This window comes from Streptomyces sp. NPDC003284, assembly GCF_053589675.1.
In genome coordinates this window covers 53,333-73,936 of record NZ_JBSFSI010000032.1, presented here as the reverse complement: position 1 = coordinate 73,936, position 20,604 = coordinate 53,333, and the positions used below count along the sequence as shown (strand labels likewise).

Sequence of the window (20,604 nt, the reverse complement as noted above, 5' to 3'; positions counted from 1 at the left end):
ACCAGGCCCGTCGCCAGCTGCGCCAGGCCCTTCCACGCCTGGCCCATCGCCTCCCAGCCGCCGAAACCGACCAGCGTCCCCAGGCCCTTGATCGTGCCCCAGACGCCGTCCACGATCAGGCCGTCCCACACGAACGACTTGATCCAGTGGCCGACCTCCCACACATGGTGCTTCTCCTCGACCGGGTCGCCCCAGGGGAGTTTCGCGTTCTTCAGGTCGTCCGCGTTGAACCCGTACTGGTCCTTCCGGTCCGAACCGTCCCCCGCAACCATCTGGGTGCCGCCGGGAAAGAGCGCGGTGATCTTGTTGTGGCAGGTACGCTCCGCCGCCCAGAACGCCGCGACCGTCCGCGTGATCTCGTCCCGGATCCGGTTGTGACGATCAACCTTGTCACCGTCGTACTGCCAGTCGTCATCGTCCTTGACCGAGTTGACGAACGTCGTCGCCTCGTCCTTCAGGTCGGCGAGCTTCTTGACGAGAGGGCGGATCTCCGTCGCGTATCCCGACAGTGCTCCCGACACCGACTCCAGACCGGTCGCGAACGTGTCCGCACGGTCCTGCACCGGCTTCGTCGACGCGAACAACCGCTCCGCCTCCGGAGCCGTGTAGTACGCCGACAGCCCCTGGAACTTCGTATGCACGTCCTGACCGGTCGAGCGGATGTGGCCCGCGTCCGTCTTCAGGTTCCCGTACGCCTTCTCCAGCAGTCCCAGATCACCCGTGAACTGCGGAATCTCCTCAGGCTTGATCACGATGCACTGCCCCCCGTTCGTCGGCCCCGTCCGAGCAGGCCGACTCGCGTCAAGATCTCATCATCATACAAATAAGGGTCACGGGGTGTCAGGAGCTGCGGCCGCCGCCGTGACGCGCCCGTGTACGCGGACCGCCGAAACTCGCGGGCGGGGCCGTGGGGGAGGGCCCGAGCAGGATGCCGCCGAGGACGGCACCGGCGGCACCGGCGGTACCGGGAGTGGCGGGAGTACCAGAGGTGCCGCGACCGCCCGGGGGGCCGCCGATGGCGTCAACGTCCCCGTCGGCGCAGGGATTTCCGTGGACGCGGACGTCCTGTTCGGCGCGGTCGCGCGCCGCGCGGGCGAGAGCGTCGGCGGACAGCAGGCCGACGGTGGATCCGGGGGCGGCGAGCAGGCGTTCCGCCTCGGCCAGCGTCGTACGGGCCTCCGGCCCCACCGCGCCCCGGTGCGTCGTGACGACGTCGGCCGCTGCGGCGACGGCGCTGCGGGCCACGAGCAGCGCGGCGGCCGACAGGACGCCCGTACGCCCCGCCCCCAGCGGAGCCGCCGCCGCGACGATCCGGCGCAGGGCGTCCAGCGGATCGTACGGCCGCCCGGACGCCTGCCGTACGGAGGCCAGTACGCCGTCCAGGTGCAGCACGCGGGAGCGCGTCTCACCGGCCGGTACACCCGGCAGAGCGGTCCCCGCCTCCGCCGCCTGTTCCGCCTCCGCCCCGCTCAGCGCGGCCGGGACCAGGGCCGCTGCCTCGTCCAGTGCGGCGGCGAGACGCTCGATGCCGTCGAGGAACACCGCCGCCTGCGCCACCGCGCCCTCGGCTGCGCGCAGATGGGCGATGGCGGCGCTGCGTTCGTCCCGATCGGCGGCCTGGCGTGCCTGGTTGAGATGGACGGTGGCGAACATCAGGCGGTCCTTCGCCTGTTCGGCGTGGCCCGTCACCTGGTCCGACGCGGAGGGGACATAGCGGTGTGCGAGACCGGCCCGTACGGACTCCGCCGCCGCCGTGCGGCCCGCCAGCTCACGGAAACGGGTCTCCGCCACCTGCACCGCCCCGCCGACCCCCCGGTCCAGGCCCCGCAGGCCGTCGAAGTCGCCCGCCGCCGCGTCCAGCACCCGGCCGGCCTCCTCGCAGTGCCCGATCACCCCGGCCCACACCTGCGGCGGCCCGGCCGGGTCCGTCGCAGCGGTCGCAGCGGTCGGAGCGGTCTGGTCGCCGTGCGGCCGTCGCAGGGCGAAGGCCGCCGCCAGCTCCGTCCCGGCCTCCCGCACGGCCGCGGCGAACGGCGCCACGGCCGCGCCGCCGAACCGCGCCTCGGCGAAGGCGAGTTCCTCATGGCTCGTGCGTACGCAGTCGTCGGCCATGACGAGCGACCGCCGCGCCCGCTCCTCGGCCTCGGGGGATTCGTCGAGTCCCCGGGCCTCGGCGGGTTCGCCGTGGCCGCCGCCCGGTGTCGTACGGGTCCGGGCCCGCCGGGTGCGCCGTACGTACCCGTACCCGGCGCCCACCGCCACCGCGCCCACCGCGGCGAGCGGCAGGACGAGGTCGGCGCCCGACGTCTCGTCCTGCCCGGGTGCGGCGGTGGCGGTCGCGGCCGGGACGGGCCCGGAGCGCGGTGCCGCCGCAACCGCGGTGCCGTTGTTGATCGTCATCACCGGAAGCGCCAGCCACACCAGCCCCGCCGTACCGCCCAGCACGGCCCGCGCCGCCCGCCCGCACCGGTGCGGGATCGCGCGGCGGGGCAGGACCCCGCGGGCCGGGGATGACGTCACGTTCGGGAGCGTATGACCGCCGACGCGGGCCCGCGACCGGGGCCGCGGCACCGCTGGGGACGGAGACAGGCGGGCGGACACGGCAACACGGAAGGGTTCGGAACAGCGCCATGGAGAACAGCACGGACCCCACCACGGACCCCACCACGGACCACACCACGGACACCCCCGCACCCGACCCCACCCCCGACAAGAAGTCCCCCCACAAGCAGACCCCCCGCTCCCGCACCCTCCGCCGCACCCGCCGCACCCTCCTCGTCCTCACCCTCGTCCTCCTCCTCCCGCTCCTCGCCGCCGAGACCGCCCTGCGGGTGAACTACACGGGCGACCCGGCCGAGGGCACCCGCACCCGGGGCCAGGACGCGATCTGGCTGGGGCACGCCTGGGTGGACGGGCGGAAGAAGGACGCCGACATCGAGGCGCTGGCCGCGCGGCTGCGCGGGACCGGCATCCGCGACCTGTACGTGCACGCGGGCCCGCTGGAGCACGACGGGACGCTGCCCGCGTCGGCGTACCGGGGCGCGGGCCGCCTGATACCGGCCGTGCACCGGGCGCTGCCCGGGGTGCGGGTGCAGGCGTGGCTGGGGGACGTGCTGGCCACCGAGAGCCCGGACGGGCTGCGGCTGGAGCGGGCGGCGACGCGCGCGGCGGTGGTCGAGTCCACCCGGGCGGTGCTGGCCGCCGGTTTCGAGGGCGCCCACTTCGACCTGGAGCCGCTGCACTCCGGCGACCGCGACTACCTCGGCCTCCTCGACGACCTGCGCGCCCTGACCCACGCCCACGGCGCCGTCCTGTCGGTGGCCGCGCACCAGATCGACCCGCTCCCGGCCTTCCACTCCGTGTGGGGCACCCTCACCGGCCACCCCAAGTGGTGGTCGCAGGCGTACTTCGGCGAGGTCGCGCGCCGGGTCGACCAGATCGCGGTGATGTCGTACGACACCATGCAGCCGTCGCAGAGCCTGTACGGCGGCTATGTCGCCCAGCAGACCTCGCTCGCCCTGGAGGCCACCCCGCCCACCACCGGTCTGCTGATGGGCCTGCCCTTCTTCCACGAGAACCGGTTCGGCCACTGGGACCACGCCGAGACCGTGCCCGCCGCCGTCCGGGGCGTCCGCCTCGGCCTGTCCCGTACGGACGCGGACCGCCTCCGCTTCGGTGTCGCGCTGTACGTCGACTTCGCGGCGACGGAGGCGGACTGGACCGCCTATCGCGAGGGCTGGGCCCGCACTGCTCCACCCGAGTGACCTTCCCCCGCCTCCCGCCGTGTCGCCGCCCGGGGGCGGACGCTTTCCTCTTCAGTGGGGCCATAGATCTGATCAGTTCCAAATATGCCCTACGCCACCTATACCGCCGAATGCGCACAAGCAGGACAGGGCCAGCAGGACAGGGCCTCACCGGGCACGAGCAGCACGCGGCCCGTGCCCACCGGCGGGAGCGGCTCCCCGGAGGTAGCACAGATGTCGTACGACGGTGTCGGGCCCCGCGCGGTCATGCGCTCGGTCGCCTTCCTGACCGCGGGCGCCCTGGCGGTGCCCCTGCTGGCGGGCTGCGGCTCGGACGACGAGGGCAGCAGACCGCTGGCCGGGCAGGACATCGCCCCCGCGGCCCGCGCCCAGGTCACCGACGGCGGCACGCTGCGCTGGGCGGTGGACACGATGCCGGAGACGCTGAACACCTTCCAGGCGGACGCCGACGCGAGCACCACCCGGATCGCCCAGGCGGTCCTGCCGGCCATGTTCCGCCTCGACGCCGGCGGCCGGCCGCAGCGCGACGCGGACTACCTCGACTCCGCGCGGGTGGTCGAGACCGAGCCCAGGCAGGTCGTCGTCTACCGGCTCAACCAGCAGGCCGTCTGGAGCGACGGCCGGGAGATCGGCGCCGCCGACTTCGCCGCCCAGTGGCGCGCCCTGTCCGGCAAGGACTCCGCGTACTGGACCGCGCGCAACGCCGGGTACGACCGCATCGAGAAGGTCGAACGCGGCGCCAACGACCTGGAGGTCCGGGTCACCTTCGCCCGGCCCTACGCGGACTGGCAGTCGCTGTTCTCGCCGCTGTACCCCAAGGACGTCACCGGCACCGCCAACGACTTCAACGACGGGGCGCGCAAGAAGCTCAAGGTCAGCGCCGGGCCCTTCGCCGTGCAGAAGATCGACACCGCGGAGAAGGAGGTGGTCCTCGCCCGCAGCCCGCGCTGGTGGGGCCACCCGGCCAAGCTGAACGAGATCGTGCTGCACCAGGTGGCGCGCGACAAGCGGGCCGCCGCGCTCGCCGACGGCACCGTGGACGTGGCCGACATCGACCCGGCCGACGCCGACCGGATCACCCTCGCCGACGGCGCCCAGGGCAGTTCCCCCTTCCAGGGCCCGGCCGGCGGGCGCACCGCCGCCAAGGCGCTGCGCTCCTGGGCGCTGGTGCACGGCTCCGACGAGAAGGCCGCCGGGCGCGAGCGCCGCGCCCTGGCCGAGGGCCGCGGCACGCTCACGACCTATCTCCGCCAGCAGGACGCGCTGCGCGGGGTGAAGGTGCGCAAGTCCCTGGAGCCCGCCTTCACCCAGCTCGCGCTGAACGGCGCCGGCGGCCCGCTCGCCGACGAGCGCGTCCGGCACGCCGTGGCGCACGCCCTGGACCGCAAGGAGCTCGCCGAGATCGTCCTCAAGCCGCTGGGCCTGCCCGCCACTCCGGTCGGCAGCCATCTCGCCCTGTCCGGGCAGGCCGCCTACGCCGACAGCAGCGACGCGCTCGGCGGCCAGGACACCGCCCAGGCCAAGGCGCTGCTCGCCGACGCCGGCTGGGTGGCCGGGACGGGCAAGGAGCAGGACAAGCAGAAGAAGGGCGAGAAGGCGGCCGGTGCCCAGGGGCACAAGGACGCGGGCGGCGGGGACGGCGACGGCACGTACATCGTCGGGGTGAACGACGACATCGAGCACAACGGCGACGGCAAGGGCAGGCCCCGCGACGAGGAGAGCGCCGAGAACGGTGCCAGGACGCGCCAGCTCGCCCAGGACGGCGCCCCCGGCGCGTACGCCCCCCGGGGCACCGCCGCCCCGGCCGGCACGGTGGCCGGGCCGCTGGCCAAGGACGGCAAGCCGCTCACGCTCCGCTTCGTCCTGCCCTCCGGGCCGGGCTCGGAGACGCTGCGCAAGGTCGCCGACCGGATCACGGCCATGCTGGAGAAGGTGGGCATCGCCACGGACGTGACCAAGGTCCCGGACGAGAGCTACTTCCGCGACCACATCGCCGCCGGCCAGTACGACCTGGCCCTGTACTCCTGGCCGGCCTCCGCCTACCCGGCCACCGACGCCCGCCCGGTGTACGCCAAGCCCGTCCCGGCCGCCGACGGCTCCCTGAACGTGCAGCAGAACTACACCCGGGTCGGCACCGACCAGGTCGACCAGCTCTTCGACCAGGCCCTGGCCACCCTGGACGAGGGCCGCGAGCGCGACCTGGTGCGCAAGGCCGACGCCCGGATCTGGGCGAGCGCCGGGTCCATCCCGCTCTACCAGCGGCCCCAGCTCGTCGCGGTCCGCGACACCCTGGCCAACGTGGGCGCCTTCGGCTTCCAGACCCCGGTCTACGAGGACATGGGCTACCTGAGGAAGGGCGCGAAGGGGCCGTCCGGAGCGTCCTCGTAGCGGGGCGCGGGACGTGGCCGGGAGCGTCCCGCACCCGGCCGCGCAGGCCCCCGCGGCGGCGCACCCGTACGATGGGGTGAGGCCGTGGCGTGTTCAGCCCGGCAGGGCGCGTGTACCGAGGACGTACGCGCAGCCGTCCGCACACTCCGGGAGTACGCCTCACTATGGCCGTGTCCGCAACACGTCACGACATTCGAAACGTCGCCATCGTCGCCCACGTCGACCACGGCAAGACGACCATCGTCGACGGCATGCTGAAGCAGGCCGGTGCCTTCGCCGCCCATCAGCTCGACTCCGTCGACGACCGCATGATGGACTCGAACGACCTGGAGCGTGAGAAGGGCATCACGATCCTCGCCAAGAACACGGCGGTGAAGTATCACCCCAAGGACGGCGGGGACCCCATCACGATCAACATCATCGACACCCCCGGCCACGCCGACTTCGGCGGCGAGGTCGAGCGCGGTCTGTCGATGGTCGACGGTGTGGTGCTGCTCGTCGACGCCTCCGAGGGCCCGCTGCCGCAGACCCGCTTCGTGCTGCGCAAGGCGCTCCAGCAGCGCCTGCCCGTCATCCTGTGCATCAACAAGACGGACCGCCCGGACTCCCGGATCGACGAGGTCGTCAACGAGACGTACGACCTCTTCCTCGACCTGGACGCCGACGAGGAGCAGATCGAGTTCCCGATCGTCTACGCCTGCGGCCGTGACGGCGTCGCCTCGCTGACCAAGCCGGCCGACGGCACGGTCCCGGGCGACTCCGACAGCCTGGAGCCGTTCTTCTCCACCATCCTGGAGCACATCCCGGCCCCGACCTACGACGAGGAGCTGCCGCTCCAGGCGCACGTCACCAACCTGGACGCGGACAACTTCCTCGGCCGTATCGCGCTGCTGCGCGTGGAGCAGGGCGAGCTGCGCAAGGGCCAGACGGTCGCGTGGATCAAGCGCGACGGCTCCGTGCAGAACGTGCGCATCTCCGAGCTGATGATGACCGAGGCGCTCACCCGCAAGCCCGCCGAGAAGGCGGGCCCCGGTGACATCTGCGCCGTCGCCGGTATCCCCGACATCATGATCGGCGAGACGCTGGCGGACCCGGAGAACCCGGTCCCGCTGCCGCTGATCACGGTCGACGAGCCGGCGATCTCCATGACCATCGGCACCAACACCTCGCCGCTGGTGGGCCGCGGCGGCACCGGCAAGGGCGCCGACGCGAAGGCGGCCGTCAAGGACCGCAAGGTCACCGCCCGCCAGGTCAAGGACCGCCTGGACCGCGAGCTGATCGGCAATGTCTCGCTGCGCGTGCTGGAGACCGAGCGCCCGGACGCCTGGGAGGTGCAGGGCCGCGGTGAGCTGGCGCTGGCCATCCTGGTGGAGACCATGCGCCGCGAGGGCTACGAGCTGACCGTCGGCAAGCCGCAGGTCGTCACCAAGGACGTCGACGGCAAGACGTACGAGCCGGTCGAGCGCATGACGGTCGACGTGCCCGAGGAGCACATGGGCGCGGTCACGCAGCTCATGGGTGTGCGCAAGGGCCGGATGGACAACATGTCCAACCACGGTTCGGGCTGGGTCCGCATGGAGTTCGTGGTGCCCTCGCGCGGTCTGATCGGCTTCCGTACGGAGTTCCTGACCCAGACCCGCGGCACCGGCATCGGCCACTCCATCCACGAGGGCTTCGAGCCCTGGTTCGGCACGCTGACCACCCGCAACAACGGTTCGCTGGTCGCCGACCGCTCCGGTGCCGTCACCGCCTTCGCGATGACCAACCTCCAGGAGCGCGGTGTGCTCTTCGTGGAGCCGGGCACCGAGGTGTACGAGGGCATGATCGTCGGTGAGAACTCCCGCGCCGACGACATGGACGTCAACATCACCAAGGAGAAGAAGCTCACCAACATGCGGTCCTCGACCGCCGATGTGGCCGAGTCCATCGTCCCGCCGCGCAAGCTCTCCCTGGAGCAGTCCCTGGAGTTCTGCCGCGACGACGAGTGCGTCGAGGTGACCCCGGAGGCGGTCCGTATCCGCAAGGTGAGCCTGGACGCGCGCGACCGCGCCCGCGCCGCCAGCCGGGCCAAGCACGGCTGAGCCGCGGCCGGTCCCCGACGGCCGGCCGCCCACGGCACCGAGGGCCCGCCCGGCAGCACGCCGGGCGGGCCCGCCGCGTTCGGCGCGGGGCCACATCCCGAGGGCCGTTCCGCGGGCCGGTACCGGCGCCGGTTTCCGGGGGCGAATCCGGGGTCGGGGTGTCAGGTCCGTACAGGGTTTTCCCTACAACCGGGGCCGGTCTTTCCGGTGTCGCCTGCGGTGGTTCGCGCCATTGTTAGAGTGACCGGAATCTACGGCTTGCCGAGTCATCGCGCCGGTCTGTCCTCGGCCTCCGGTCGAGCCGGGCCGCAGGCGTGCTCGCCCCGCCCTCCGGTGCAACCGGTTTTCCACCACACCTTGTCCGCTATGCGGACAGTCTCGCCCGATAGTTGTGTAACAAGTCCGTTTCGCAGGGATCTTTCACCAAACCCTTTGTCCGGATTTTGGAAGAAGTACACGGCAGGTGTGATCGAACCGAGACCTGGAAGGTGTGGTTCGGTACGGTTCGGATGGCAGATAGTTAGGCGCGTAGAGCTCGGATCAACGGGTCACGCGCTGATGGAGGCGCCGACTCACGAGCCAGGGGGCACCTGACCATTTCAGGCACCGGTAACGGTGATGCGTCAAGTGCCCCTCCATGCGGTGAACCAATGGACTCATGAGGAGGAGCCCCATGCGTGGTGCCAAGAGCGCCAAGTGGGTTGCGATAGCCGCGGTTGTGGCGCTGGGCGCGACGGCCTGTGGCGGCGGTGGTGACAAGGGCGGCGACAGCAAGGCCGCGGCCGACCCCAACGGGAAGTTCTCCGTCGAGGTGGGCGAGCCGCAGCACCCGCTGCAGCCCGCGAACACCATGGAGTCCAACGGCAGCATCGTCATCAAGTCCATCTTCTCCGGGCTCGTCGACTACGACTCCAGCGGCAAGATCGTCATGGTGAACGCCCAGTCGGTCGACACCACGGACAACAAGACCTTCACGATCAAGCTGAAGCCGGGCTGGAAGTTCCACGACGGCACCCCCGTCACCTCCACGTCCTACGTCAAGGCGTGGAACTGGGCCGCGAACCCGGCCAACAAGCAGACCAACAGCGCGTGGTTCGCCGACATCCAGGGCTACGACGACGTCGCCCCGGCCAGCGGCAAGCCGAAGGCCGACCAGATGTCCGGTCTGAAGGTCGTCGACGACAACACCTTCACGATCACCCTGTCGAAGCCGATCCCGTACTACACGTACAAGCTCGGCTACGAGGTCTTCGACCCGCTGCCGGAGTCCTTCTACAAGGACCCGAAGGCGGCCGGCGAGCACCCGATCGGCAACGGCCCCTACAAGTTCGTCAGCTGGCGCCACAAGCAGTCGATCGAGGTCGCCAAGTACGACGACTACAAGGGTCCGAACGCCGCGAAGAACGGCGGTGTGGTCTTCAAGAACTACGCCAAGCTCGAGACGGCCTACCAGGACCTCAAGTCCGGCAACCTCGACGTGATGCGCCAGGTCGCCCCGCGTGACCTCCCGGTCTACAAGCAGGACCTCGGCGACCGCGCGGTGGACCAGTCGTACTCGGCGATCCAGACCATCGCCGTGGCCTTCTACGCGCCGCAGTGGAAGAACGTCAACGTGAAGGTCCTCCAGGGCCTGTCGATGGCGATCGACCGCGACACCATCACCAAGACCGTCCTCCAGGGCACCCGTGAGCCGGCCACCGGCTGGGTCGCCAAGGGCGTCCTGGGCTACCAGCCGAACGCCGTCGGTGACATCACCAAGTACGACCCGGCCAAGGCGAAGCAGCTCATCGCGGACGGTGGCGGCGTCCCGGGCAACAAGATCTCCATCCAGTACAACGCGGACGGCGGTCACAAGGAGTGGGTGGAGGCCGTCTGCGGCTCCATCACCAAGGCCACCGGCGTGGCGTGCACGGGCGACTCGAAGGCCGACTTCCAGGCCGACACCAACGCGCGTGACAACCACCAGGTCAAGTCGCTCTACCGCTCCGGCTGGGTGCTCGACTACCCCTTCATCTCGAACTTCATCCGCGACCTGTTCGGCTCCAAGGCCGACGGCAACCAGGGTGGGTTCAAGAGCAAGGAGGTCGACGACCTGATCGCCAAGGCCGACGCCGCCAAGACGCTGGACGAGTCGGAGAAGCTCTACCAGCAGGTCGAGAAGCAGCTGCCGAACTACATGCCGAGCATCCCGCTCTGGTACTACAAGGTCAACGCGGGCTACTCGGAGAAGGTCAACGACGTCAAGTACGACCAGCAGGGTGACCCGATCCTGACTGGCGTTGAGGTCAAGAAGTAACCGCTGACGACGACAGCGTGTGCCGTGCCGCACCCTTTCGACAGGGTGCGGCACGGCAGCGGCCGACGAACGGCCGGGGGGCCCTTTTCACCGCGTACGTACGGAATTCCGCTGGGAAGCCGCTCGTATGGGGCGAAAAGGGCCTGCCGCTGTGACTGACATGGAGGCACCATGGGGCGCTATGTCGCACGACGACTGCTCCAGATGATCCCGGTCTTCATCGGGACAACCCTGCTGATCTTCCTGATGGTCTACGCTCTGCCCGGCGACCCCGTGCGCGGGCTCTTCGGGGACAAGGCCACCACGCCGCAGGTGATCAACTCGCTGCGGCACGAGTACGGTCTCGACAAGCCGGTCCTGGTCCAGTACTGGGACTACATGCGGGGCATCATCCTGCACGCCGACTTCGGTGACCAGATCGCCAGCGGCCGCCCGGTCACCGACATCCTCGGTGAGGCGTTCCCGGTGACGCTGCGGCTGGCCGGTCTGGCCTTCGCCATCGAGGCCGTCGTCGGCATCGTGCTCGGCGTCGTCGCCGGTATGCGCGCGGGCAAGGCCGCCGACACCGTCATCCTCTTCGTGACGCTGCTCCTGATCTCGGTGCCGGTCTTCGTGCTCGGCTACATCCTCCAGACGGTGTTCGCGATCAACCTGGGCTGGCTGGAACCGTCGGTCACCGACGAGACCGACCTCAACCAGTTCATCCTGCCCGCCATCGTGCTGGCCAGCGCCTCGCTCGCCTATGTGGCGCGGCTGAGCCGCACCTCGGTCGCGGAGAACCTGCGCGCCGACTACATGCGCACCGCCATCGCCAAGGGCCTGCCCAAGCGCCGGGTCATCGGCGTGCACCTGATGCGCAACTCGCTCATCCCGGTCGTCACCTTCCTCGGCACCGACCTCGGTGCCCTGATGGGCGGCGCGATCGTCACGGAGGGCATTTTCAACATCCACGGCGTGGGCGGCACCATCTACGACTCGATCGTGCGCCGAGAGGGCACCACGCTCGTCGGACTGGTCACCATCCTGGTCCTCGTGTACCTCTTCTGCAGCCTGATCGTCGACCTGCTCTACGCGGTTCTGGACCCGAGGATCCGTTATGCCTGAGCTGACCAAGTCCGCGGACGAAGCCGCCGGCGCCACCGCGACCGCAGCCGCGGGCGGCGAACTGCCGCAGCCCAAGGCGGAGAAGACCCGCAGCCTGTGGGGCGACGCCTGGCAGGACCTGCGCACCAACTGGGTGTTCATCGTCTCGGCCCTGCTGATCCTGCTGCTGCTCCTGATGGCCGCCTGGCCGGGCCTGTTCACCGACGGGGACCCGAACAACAAGGACCTGGCCGGGCACTACCTGGCGCACCCGCAGTACGGGAAGGTCTTCTCGGCCGACTGGCTGGGCTATGACGCCCAGGGCCGCAGTGTCTACGCCCGTGCCATCTACGGCGCCCGCGCCTCGCTGCTGGTCGGCGGCGGCACCACCTTCGCGGTGACCGTGCTCGGCGGCCTGATCGGCATGCTCGCCGGTTACTTCGGCGGCTGGATCGACGCGGTGCTGTCCCGGGTCACCGACATGTTCATGGGCATCCCGTTCCTGCTCGGCGCGCTCGTCCTGCTGAACGCCTTCACCGACCGCACCATCCCGGTCGTCATCCTGGCGCTGGCCTTCCTCGGCTGGACGCAGACGGCCCGTGTGATGCGCGGTGCGGTCATCACCGTCAAGTCGACGGACTATGTGCAGGCGGCCAAGGCGCTCGGCGCCGGGACCAACCGCATCCTCTTCCGTCATGTGCTGCCCAACGCGGTGGCTCCGGTGATCGTCGTCGCCACCATCTCGCTCGGTGTCTACATCGGCGCCGAGGCCACGCTGTCGTTCCTGGGCCTCGGCCTGAACGGCGCCTCGTGGGGCAACGACATCTCCGACGGCGGCAACTCGATCCGCGTGGCCCAGTGGATCATGCTCTACCCGTCGATCCTGCTCAGCATCACGGTGCTGGCGTTCATCATGCTCGGTGAGGCCGTCCGCAACGCCCTCGACCCGAAGACGCGCTGAGGGAGGCGTACGTGACCACCATCGAAGAAGTCACCCCGGTGCCGTCGCCGCGCGACGGCGGGGCGGACGGCGGGCCACTGCTCGACGTGCGCGACCTGCACGTCGAGTTCCACACCCGCGAGGGTGTCGTGCGGGCCGTCAACGGCGTCAACTACAGCGTGAGCGCCGGTGAGACGCTGGCCGTGCTCGGCGAGTCCGGTTCCGGCAAGTCGGTGACCGCGCAGGCGATCATGGGCATCCTGGACATGCCGCCGGCGAAGATCCCGCAGGGCGAGATCCGCTTCCGCGGCCAGGACATGCTGACCATGGCCGCCGAGGAGCGCCGCAAGATCCGCGGCCGCCGGATCGCGATGATCTTCCAGGACGCGCTGTCCTCGCTGAACCCGGTGCTGACCGTCGGCTACCAGCTCGGCGAGATGTTCCGCGTCCACCAGGGCCTGTCCAAGAAGGACGCCAAGGCCAAGGCCATCGAGCTGATGGACCGGGTGAAGATCCCGGCCGCCGCGGCGCGCGTCAACGACTATCCGCACCAGTTCTCGGGCGGTATGCGCCAGCGCATCATGATCGCGATGGCGCTGGCCCTGGAGCCGGACCTGATCATCGCGGACGAGCCGACCACCGCGCTCGACGTGACCGTCCAGGCCCAGGTCATGGACCTGCTCGCGGAGCTCCAGCGCGAGTACAACATGGGCCTCATCCTGATCACCCACGACCTCGGCGTGGTCGCCGACGTCGCGGACAAGATCGCGGTGATGTACGCGGGCCGGATCGTCGAGCAGGCGCCGGTGCACGAGCTGTACAAGCGGCCCGCGCACCCGTACACGCGGGGTCTGCTGGACTCGATCCCGCGCCTGGACCAGAAGGGCCAGGAGCTGTACGCGATCAAGGGCCTGCCGCCCAACCTGCTGCGCGTACCGACCGGCTGCGCCTTCAACCCGCGCTGCCCCAAGGCCCAGGACATCTGCCGTACGGATGTCCCGGAGCTGCTGGCGGTCACCGAGCGCGACGGCGGCGAGCTGCCGGGCCGTGCCTCGGCCTGCCACTTCTGGAAGGAGACGATCCATGGCTGAGCTCAGCAAGAACGACGGGCAGCCGGACGCCACGCCGAACGTCTCCGAGGTGGACGTCGTCGAGGCCCGCAGCGAGGACGAGGCGGTCGACGCCATCGAGGCGCCGGTCCAGCGCGGCGAGCCGATCCTCCAGGTGCGCAACCTGGTGAAGCACTTCCCGCTCACCCAGGGCATCCTGTTCAAGAAGCAGGTCGGCGCGGTCAAGGCCGTCGACGGCATCTCCTTCGACCTGTACCAGGGCGAGACCCTGGGCATCGTGGGCGAGTCCGGCTGCGGCAAGTCGACGGTGGCCAAGCTCCTGATGAACCTGGAGCGGGCGACCGCGGGCGAGATCTTCTACAAGGGCCAGGACATCACCAAGCTGTCCGGGCGTGCGCTGAAGGCGGTGCGCCGGAACATCCAGATGGTGTTCCAGGACCCGTACACCTCGCTGAACCCGCGGATGACGGTCGGTGACATCATCGGCGAGCCCTTCGACATCCACCCCGAGGTGGCCCCGAAGGGGGACCGGCGTCGCAAGGTGCAGGAGCTGCTGGACGTCGTCGGGCTCAACCCGGAGTACATCAACCGGTACCCGCACCAGTTCTCCGGCGGTCAGCGCCAGCGCATCGGCATCGCCCGCGGCCTCGCGCTCAACCCCGAGATCATCATCTGCGACGAGCCCGTCTCGGCGCTGGACGTGTCGGTGCAGGCGCAGGTCATCAACCTGATGGAGCGTCTCCAGGACGAGTTCAACCTGTCCTACATCTTCATCGCGCACGACCTGTCCATCGTCCGGCACATCTCGGACCGCGTGGGCGTGATGTACCTGGGCAAGATGGCCGAGATCGGCTCGGACGAGCAGATCTACGACCACCCGACGCACCCGTACACCCAGGCGCTGCTGTCGGCGGTCCCCGTCCCGGACCCGGACGCCCGTGAGCACCGCGAGCGGATCATCCTCACCGGCGATGTGCCGTCCCCGGCCAACCCGCCCTCGGGCTGCCGCTTCCGCACCCGCTGCTGGAAGGCCCAGGACAAGTGCGCCGAGGAGGTCCCGCTGCTGGCGATCCCCGAGCGTTTCAAGGGCACGGACAGCCAGGCGGCCCACGAGTCGGCCTGCCACTTCGCCGAGGAGAAGGACATCGTCCACGCGGCGTAGCTCCCACCACGGCACCACCACCGGATCCCGGCATCCCCTCCAGGGTGCCGGGATCCGGCGTTTCCGCGCTTCGACGGGCGTGCATCCGGCTGGAGTCGGGCCGCTCGCGGTGAGGCATCCCGGATATATGCGTCTTATGTGCTGATATGTGTGCCGAGTCGTCGGCCGGACCGAGCCGTGTCCCGTATCCGAGGAGGCGCCCATGCGTGCAGGCACCCGTGTGCGGTGGGCCGGTGCGGCGCTGGCGGCGGCCGCCCTGCCGCTGGCCGCCGGGTGCGGCAGCACGACGGGCGCCGGGGCCGGGGTGCTCAGCTCCTCCTGGGGCGACCCGCAGAACCCGCTGGAGCCCGCCAACACCAACGAGGTGCAGGGCGGCAAGGTCCTCGACATGGTCTTCCGCGGGCTGAAGCGGTACAACCCGCGCACCGGCAAGGCCGAGAACATGCTCGCCGAGCGGATCGAGACCACCGACTCGCAGAACTACACGGTCACCGTCAGGCCCGGCTGGACGTTCAGCGACGGCGAGCCGGTCACCGCCCGCTCCTTCGTCGACGCCTGGAACTACGGCGCGAGCCTGCGCAACAACCAGAAGAACGCGTACTTCTTCGGCTACATCGACGGCTACGACCAGGTCCACCCCGACAGCGGCGGCCAGCGCGCCGACACCCTCTCCGGGCTGAAGGTGACCGGGCCGCGGACCTTCACCGTGCGCCTCAACCAGAAGTTCTCCACCTTCCCCGACACCCTCGGCTACGCCGCCTTCGCCCCGCTGCCCCGCACCTTCTTCACCGACCACAAGGGCTGGCTCGCCAAGCCGGTCGGCAACGGCCCGTACACCATCGCGTCCTACACCAAGGGCGCGCAGATGTACCTGAAGAAGTGGGCCGCCTACCCGGGGCCCGACAAGGCGCTGAACGAGGGTGTGACGCTGCTCGTCTACACCGACAACAACACCGCGTACACCGATGTGCTGGCCGGCAACCTCGACCTGGTCGACGACATCCCCGCCAGCCAGCTCAAGAACGTCACCAAGGACCTGGACGGCCGCTACATCAACACCCCGGCCGGGATCATCCAGACCCTCGCCTTCCCCTTCTACGACAAGGCGTGGAACACCGAGGGCGCCCGCAAGGTCCGCACCGGCCTGTCCATGGCCATCGACCGCGCGCAGATCACCAAGACCCTCTTCCGCGGCACCCGCACCCCCGCCACCGACTGGACCTCGCCGGTGCTCGGCACCGACGGCGGCTTCCGGGCGGGGCTGTGCGGCCCGGCGTGCGCGTACGACCCGGCCACGGCCCGCAGGCTGGTCAAGGAGGGCGGCGGACTGCCCGGCGGCCAGGTGCGCATCACGTACAACGCGGACACGGGCTCGCACAAGGAATGGGTGGACGCCGTGTGCAACTCCATCAACAACGCGCTCGGCAACGACCGCGCGTGCGTCGGCAACCCGGTCGGCACCTTCGCCGACTTCCGCAACCAGATCTCCCAGCACCGGATGCCGGGCCCCTTCCGGGCCGGCTGGCAGATGGACTACCCGCTCATCCAGAACTTCCTCCAGCCGCTGTACTACACCGACGCCTCCTCCAACGACGGGAAGTGGTCGAACAAGCAGTTCGACCGACTCGTCGACCGGGCCAACGCGGAGAGCGGCAAGGGCGCCGCGATCAAGCTCTTCCAGCAGGCCGAGGGCGTCGTCCGGGACAACATGGCCGCCATCCCGCTCTGGTACCAGAACGGCAGCGCCGGCTACTCGGAGCGGCTGCGCGACGTGGCGCTCAACCCGTTCAGCGTGCCCGTCTACAACGAGATCAAGGTCGGCTGACCCGCCATGGGACGCTACGTCGTCAGACGCCTGCTCCAGATGATCCCCGTCTTCATCGGGGCCACCCTGCTGATCTTCCTCATGGTCAACGTGATGGGCGACCCGGTCGCCGGGCTGTGCGGCGAACGCGCCTGCGACACCGCCACGGCCGCCCAGCTCAAGCGGGAGTTCGGCCTCGACAAGCCGCTGTGGCAGCAGTACGCGACCTACATGGGCAACGTCTTCACCGGCGACTTCGGCACCGCCTTCAACGGCCAGCCCGTCACCGAACTGATGGGCGCCGCCTTCCCGGTGACGATCCGCCTGACGATCGTCGCCATCGTCTTCGAGATCGTCATCGGCATCTCCCTGGGCGTGGTCACCGGGCTGCGGCGCGGCCGTCCCGTCGACACCGGTGTGCTGCTGCTCACCCTCGTCGTGATCTCCGTGCCCACCTTCGTCACCGGTCTGCTCCTGCAACTGCTGCTCGGCGTCAAGTGGGGGTGGATCCGGCCGTCCGTGCCGCCCGAGGCGTCCTTCGACGAACTGATCGTGCCCGGCCTGGTCCTGGCCTCCGTCTCGCTGGCCTACGTCACCCGGCTGACCCGTACCTCCATCGCCGAGAACCGGCGCGCCGACTACGTCCGCACCGCCGTCGCCAAGGGCCTGCCCCGCCGCCGGGTCGTCGTACGGCACCTGCTGCGCAACTCCCTGATCCCCGTGGTCACCTTCATCGGCACCGACATCGGGGCGCTGATGGGCGGCGCCATCGTCACCGAGCGGATCTTCAACATCCACGGCGTGGGCTACCAGCTCTACCAGGGCATCCTGCGGCAGAACACCCAGACCGTGGTCGGCTTCGTCACCGTCCTGGTCCTGGTCTTCCTGGCCGCCAACCTGCTCGTGGACCTGCTGTACGCCGTACTCGACCCGAGGATCCGCTATGCCTGAGCAGCCGCCGCAGCCGCAGCCGTTCGAGCCCGAGGGCGCTGTCGCGGGGACCGGCATGGGCGGCGGGATGGACCTCGCGGCGAGCGAGGCGGCCACCCTGGCGCCGGGCCCGGACGGCGGCGCGGACGGCGCCGGACCGAAGGAGCGGCCCCGCTCGCTGTGGTCCGACGCCTGGCGCGACCTGCGCCGCAACCCGGTCTTCCTGGTCTCCGCGCTGGTGATCTGCTTCCTCGTCCTCATCGCGGTCTGGCCCTCGCTGATCGCCCCCGGCAACCCCCTCGTCTGCGATCTGGCCAAGGCCCAGGACGGTCCCTCGGCCGGACACCCCTTCGGCTTCGACGGCCAGGGCTGCGACGTCTACACGCGCACCGTGCACGGCGCCCGCGCCTCCGTCACCGTCGGCGTCTGCGCCACCCTCGGTGTCGCCCTGCTCGGCTCCGTGCTCGGCGCCCTCGGCGGCTACTTCGGCGGTGTCTGGGACGCGGTGCTCTCCCGCGTCACCGACATCTTCTTCGCCATCCCGGTCGTGCTCGGCGGGCTGGTCCTGCTGTCCGTGGTCACCAGCAACACCGTCTGGCCGGTCGTCGGCTTCATCGTGCTGCTGGGCTGGCCGCAGATCTACCGCATCGCCCGCGGCTCCGTCATCACCGCCAAACAGCACGACTACGTGCAGGCCGCCCGCGCGCTGGGCGCCTCCGACACACGCATCCTGCTGCGGCACATCGCGCCCAACGCCGTCGCCCCGGTGATCGTGGTCGCCACCATCGCGCTGGGCACGTACATCGCCCTGGAGGCCACCCTGTCCTACCTGGGCGTCGGCCTGAAACCGCCCAGTGTGTCCTGGGGCATCGAGATCTCCGCCGCCTCCCCCTACGTCCGCAACGCCCCGCACGCCCTGCTGTGGCCCGCCGGTGCGCTGGCCGTGACCGTCCTGGCGTTCATCATGCTCGGCGACGCGGTCCGCGACGCCCTCGACCCGAAGCTGAGGTGACGGCCGCCGTGCTGCTCGAAGTCCGTGATCTGCACGTGGAGTTCCGCACCCGGGACGGGATCGCGCACGCCGTCAACGGGGTCAGCTACGAGGTGGACGCGGGCCGGACCCTGGCCGTGCTCGGCGAGTCCGGCTCCGGCAAGTCGGTGACCGCGCAGGCGATCATGGGCATCCTCGACATGCCGCCCGGCCGGATCACCGGCGGCGAGATCCTCTTCCAGGGCCGCGACCTGCTGAAGCTCCCGGAGGAGGAGCGGCGTACGGTCCGCGGCGCCAAGATCGCGATGATCTTCCAGGACGCGCTGTCCTCGCTGAACCCGGTGCTCACCGTGGGCGACCAGCTCGCCGAGATGTTCACCGTGCACCGGGGCCTGTCCCGCAGGGAGGCGCGGGCCAGGGCGGTGGAGCTGATGGACCGGGTGCGCATCCCGGCCCCCGCGCAGCGCGTACGCGACTATCCGCACCAGTTCTCCGGCGGTATGCGCCAGCGCATCATGATCGCGATGGCGCTGGCCCTGGAGCCGGACCTGATCATCGCGGACGAGCCGACCACCGCGCTCGACGTGACCGTCCAGGCCCAGGTCATGGATCTGCTCGCGGAGCTGCGGCGCGAGTTCGGCATGGGCCTCATCCTGATCACCCACGACCTCGGGGTGGTGGCCGACGTCGCGGACGAGATCGCGGTGATGTACGCCGGGCGGATCGTGGAGCGGGCGCCCGTGCACGAGCTGTACAAGCGGCCCGCGCACCCGTACACGCGGGGTCTGCTGGAGTCGATCCCGCGCCTGGACCAGAAGGGCCGCGAGCTGTACGCGATCAAGGGGCTGCCGCCCAACCTCACGCGGATCCCCGCCGGTTGCGCCTTCCACCCGCGCTGCCCGATGGCCCGGGACGTGTGCCGCACCGACGTACCGCCGCTCGACGAGGCCGGTGCCCGGCGCGGGTCCGCCTGCCACTTCTGGAGGGAGTGCCTGGATGCCTGAACCGCTGCTGGAGGTCGCCGGGCTGGTCAAGCACTATCCGCTCACCCAGGGCATCCTGTTCAAGAAGCAGATCGGCGCGGTCAAGGCCGTCGACGGCGTCGACTTCGCCCTCGGCCGGGGCGAGACGCTGGGCATCGTGGGCGAGTCCGGCTGCGGCAAGTCGACGGTGGCCAAGCTGCTGTGCCAGCTGGAGCGGCCCACGGCCGGGGCGATCCGCTACCGGGGCGAGGACATCACCAGGCTGTCCGGGCGTGCGCTGAAGGCGGTGCGCCGGAACATCCAGATGGTGTTCCAGGATCCGTACACCTCGCTGAACCCGCGGATGACGGTCGGTGACATCATCGGCGAGCCGTACGACATCCACCCCGAGGTGGCCCCGAAGGGGGACCGGCGCCGCAAGGTGCAGGAGCTGCTGGACGTCGTCGGGCTCAACCCGGAGTACATCAACCGCTATCCGCACCAGTTCTCCGGCGGTCAGCGCCAGCGCATCGGCATCGCCCGCGGCCTGGCCCTGCGCCCGGAGGTCATCGTCGCCGACGAACCGGTCTCCGCGCTGGACGTCTCCGTGCAGGCCCAGGTGATCAACCTGCTGGAACGCCTCCAGTCGGAGTTCGACCTCTCCTACGTCTTCATCGCGCACGACCTGTCCATCGTCCGGCACATCTCCGACCGGGTCGGGGTCATGTACCTGGGCCGGATCGTGGAGACCGGCACGGACGAGCAGATCTACGACCACGCGACCCACCCGTACACCCAGGCGCTGCTGTCGGCGGTCCCGGTGCCCGACCCGGAGGCCCGCGAGCGCCGCGAGCGGATCATCCTCACCGGCGACGTGCCGTCCCCGGCGGCCGTCCCCTCCGGCTGCCGCTTCCGCACCCGCTGCTTCAAGGCGCAGGAGCGCTGCGCCCTGGAGGTGCCGCTGCTCGCGGTCCCCGCCGAGTTCCGCCACACCCCCGGCCCGGCCGCCCACGAGTCGGCCTGCCACTTCGCGGCGGAGCGGCAGGGGGTGGCGGGGTGAGCGGCGGTGGCGTTGACGCGGCGGCAACACCGCCGACCCGGGGGCGACACACGGGTGCGGGAGGCTGCCGGGG

The 20,604-nt window shown here is 70.4% G+C and carries 14 protein-coding genes and 1 pseudogene; 13 read left to right on the top strand and 2 right to left on the bottom strand.

Annotated elements, in window-relative coordinates; all coding sequences use genetic code 11:
- Window positions 1–752: pseudogene (locus tag ACWDYF_RS36150) on the bottom strand (ADP-ribosyltransferase); the annotation flags it as partial.
- An 88-nt stretch (window positions 753–840) separates the two neighbouring features.
- A complete protein-coding gene (locus ACWDYF_RS36145) occupies window positions 841–2,400 on the bottom strand; it encodes a hypothetical protein (protein ID WP_389470240.1) in 1,560 nt (519 codons plus the stop codon).
- A 230-nt stretch (window positions 2,401–2,630) separates the two neighbouring features.
- Between ACWDYF_RS36145 and ACWDYF_RS36140 the strand changes: the two genes are divergently transcribed.
- The 13 genes from ACWDYF_RS36140 to ACWDYF_RS36080 all read left to right on the top strand — a co-directional run bounded on the left by ACWDYF_RS36140 (window position 2,631) and on the right by ACWDYF_RS36080 (window position 20,531).
- Window positions 2,631–3,764: a glycoside hydrolase family 18 protein gene (locus ACWDYF_RS36140; RefSeq protein ID WP_389470112.1), complete on the top strand. Its 1,134-nt coding sequence runs from the start codon at window positions 2,631–2,633 to the stop codon at window positions 3,762–3,764.
- 213 nt (window positions 3,765–3,977) lie between these two features.
- Window positions 3,978–6,152, top strand: coding sequence for an ABC transporter family substrate-binding protein (locus ACWDYF_RS36135; RefSeq protein WP_389470115.1), 2,175 nt, complete (start codon window positions 3,978–3,980; stop codon window positions 6,150–6,152).
- Between the two features lie 164 nt (window positions 6,153–6,316).
- Window positions 6,317–8,233 carry a translational GTPase TypA gene (gene typA / locus ACWDYF_RS36130; RefSeq protein WP_381740416.1) on the top strand — a complete coding sequence of 639 codons (1,917 nt, stop codon included), beginning with the start codon at window positions 6,317–6,319 and terminating at the stop codon, window positions 8,231–8,233.
- A gap of 673 nt (window positions 8,234–8,906) precedes the next feature.
- Window positions 8,907–10,529 carry a peptide ABC transporter substrate-binding protein gene (locus ACWDYF_RS36125; RefSeq protein ID WP_381740414.1) on the top strand — a complete coding sequence of 541 codons (1,623 nt, stop codon included), beginning with the start codon at window positions 8,907–8,909 and terminating at the stop codon, window positions 10,527–10,529.
- A 171-nt stretch (window positions 10,530–10,700) separates the two neighbouring features.
- Window positions 10,701–11,633: an ABC transporter permease gene (locus ACWDYF_RS36120; protein ID WP_026253118.1), complete on the top strand. Its 933-nt coding sequence runs from the start codon at window positions 10,701–10,703 to the stop codon at window positions 11,631–11,633.
- Entirely contained in the window at window positions 11,626–12,573 is a 948-nt protein-coding gene (locus ACWDYF_RS36115) for an ABC transporter permease (protein ID WP_018571214.1), read from the top strand. Before ACWDYF_RS36120 ends, ACWDYF_RS36115 begins: the two co-directional genes overlap by 8 nt.
- Window positions 12,574–12,584: 11 nt before the next feature.
- On the top strand, window positions 12,585–13,643 hold the full coding sequence (locus ACWDYF_RS36110; protein WP_381740412.1) for an ABC transporter ATP-binding protein: 1,059 nt from the start codon (window positions 12,585–12,587) through the stop codon (window positions 13,641–13,643).
- Complete coding sequence (locus tag ACWDYF_RS36105; protein ID WP_381740411.1) at window positions 13,636–14,784, top strand: ABC transporter ATP-binding protein; 1,149 nt, start codon at window positions 13,636–13,638, stop codon at window positions 14,782–14,784. The genes ACWDYF_RS36110 and ACWDYF_RS36105 overlap by 8 nt, the downstream gene beginning before the upstream one ends.
- Window positions 14,785–14,986: 202 nt before the next feature.
- A complete protein-coding gene (locus ACWDYF_RS36100; protein ID WP_381740409.1) occupies window positions 14,987–16,609 on the top strand; it encodes a peptide ABC transporter substrate-binding protein in 1,623 nt (540 codons plus the stop codon).
- Between the two features lie 6 nt (window positions 16,610–16,615).
- Complete coding sequence (locus ACWDYF_RS36095) at window positions 16,616–17,539, top strand: ABC transporter permease (RefSeq protein WP_064535045.1); 924 nt, start codon at window positions 16,616–16,618, stop codon at window positions 17,537–17,539.
- Entirely contained in the window at window positions 17,532–18,530 is a 999-nt protein-coding gene (locus ACWDYF_RS36090; RefSeq protein WP_389470122.1) for an ABC transporter permease, read from the top strand. Before ACWDYF_RS36095 ends, ACWDYF_RS36090 begins: the two co-directional genes overlap by 8 nt.
- 8 nt (window positions 18,531–18,538) lie before the next feature.
- Window positions 18,539–19,513: an ABC transporter ATP-binding protein gene (locus ACWDYF_RS36085; RefSeq protein WP_389470124.1), complete on the top strand. Its 975-nt coding sequence runs from the start codon at window positions 18,539–18,541 to the stop codon at window positions 19,511–19,513.
- Window positions 19,506–20,531, top strand: coding sequence for an ABC transporter ATP-binding protein (locus ACWDYF_RS36080; protein WP_381740403.1), 1,026 nt, complete (start codon window positions 19,506–19,508; stop codon window positions 20,529–20,531). Before ACWDYF_RS36085 ends, ACWDYF_RS36080 begins: the two co-directional genes overlap by 8 nt.
- The last annotated feature ends 73 nt before the right edge of the window (window positions 20,532–20,604 follow it).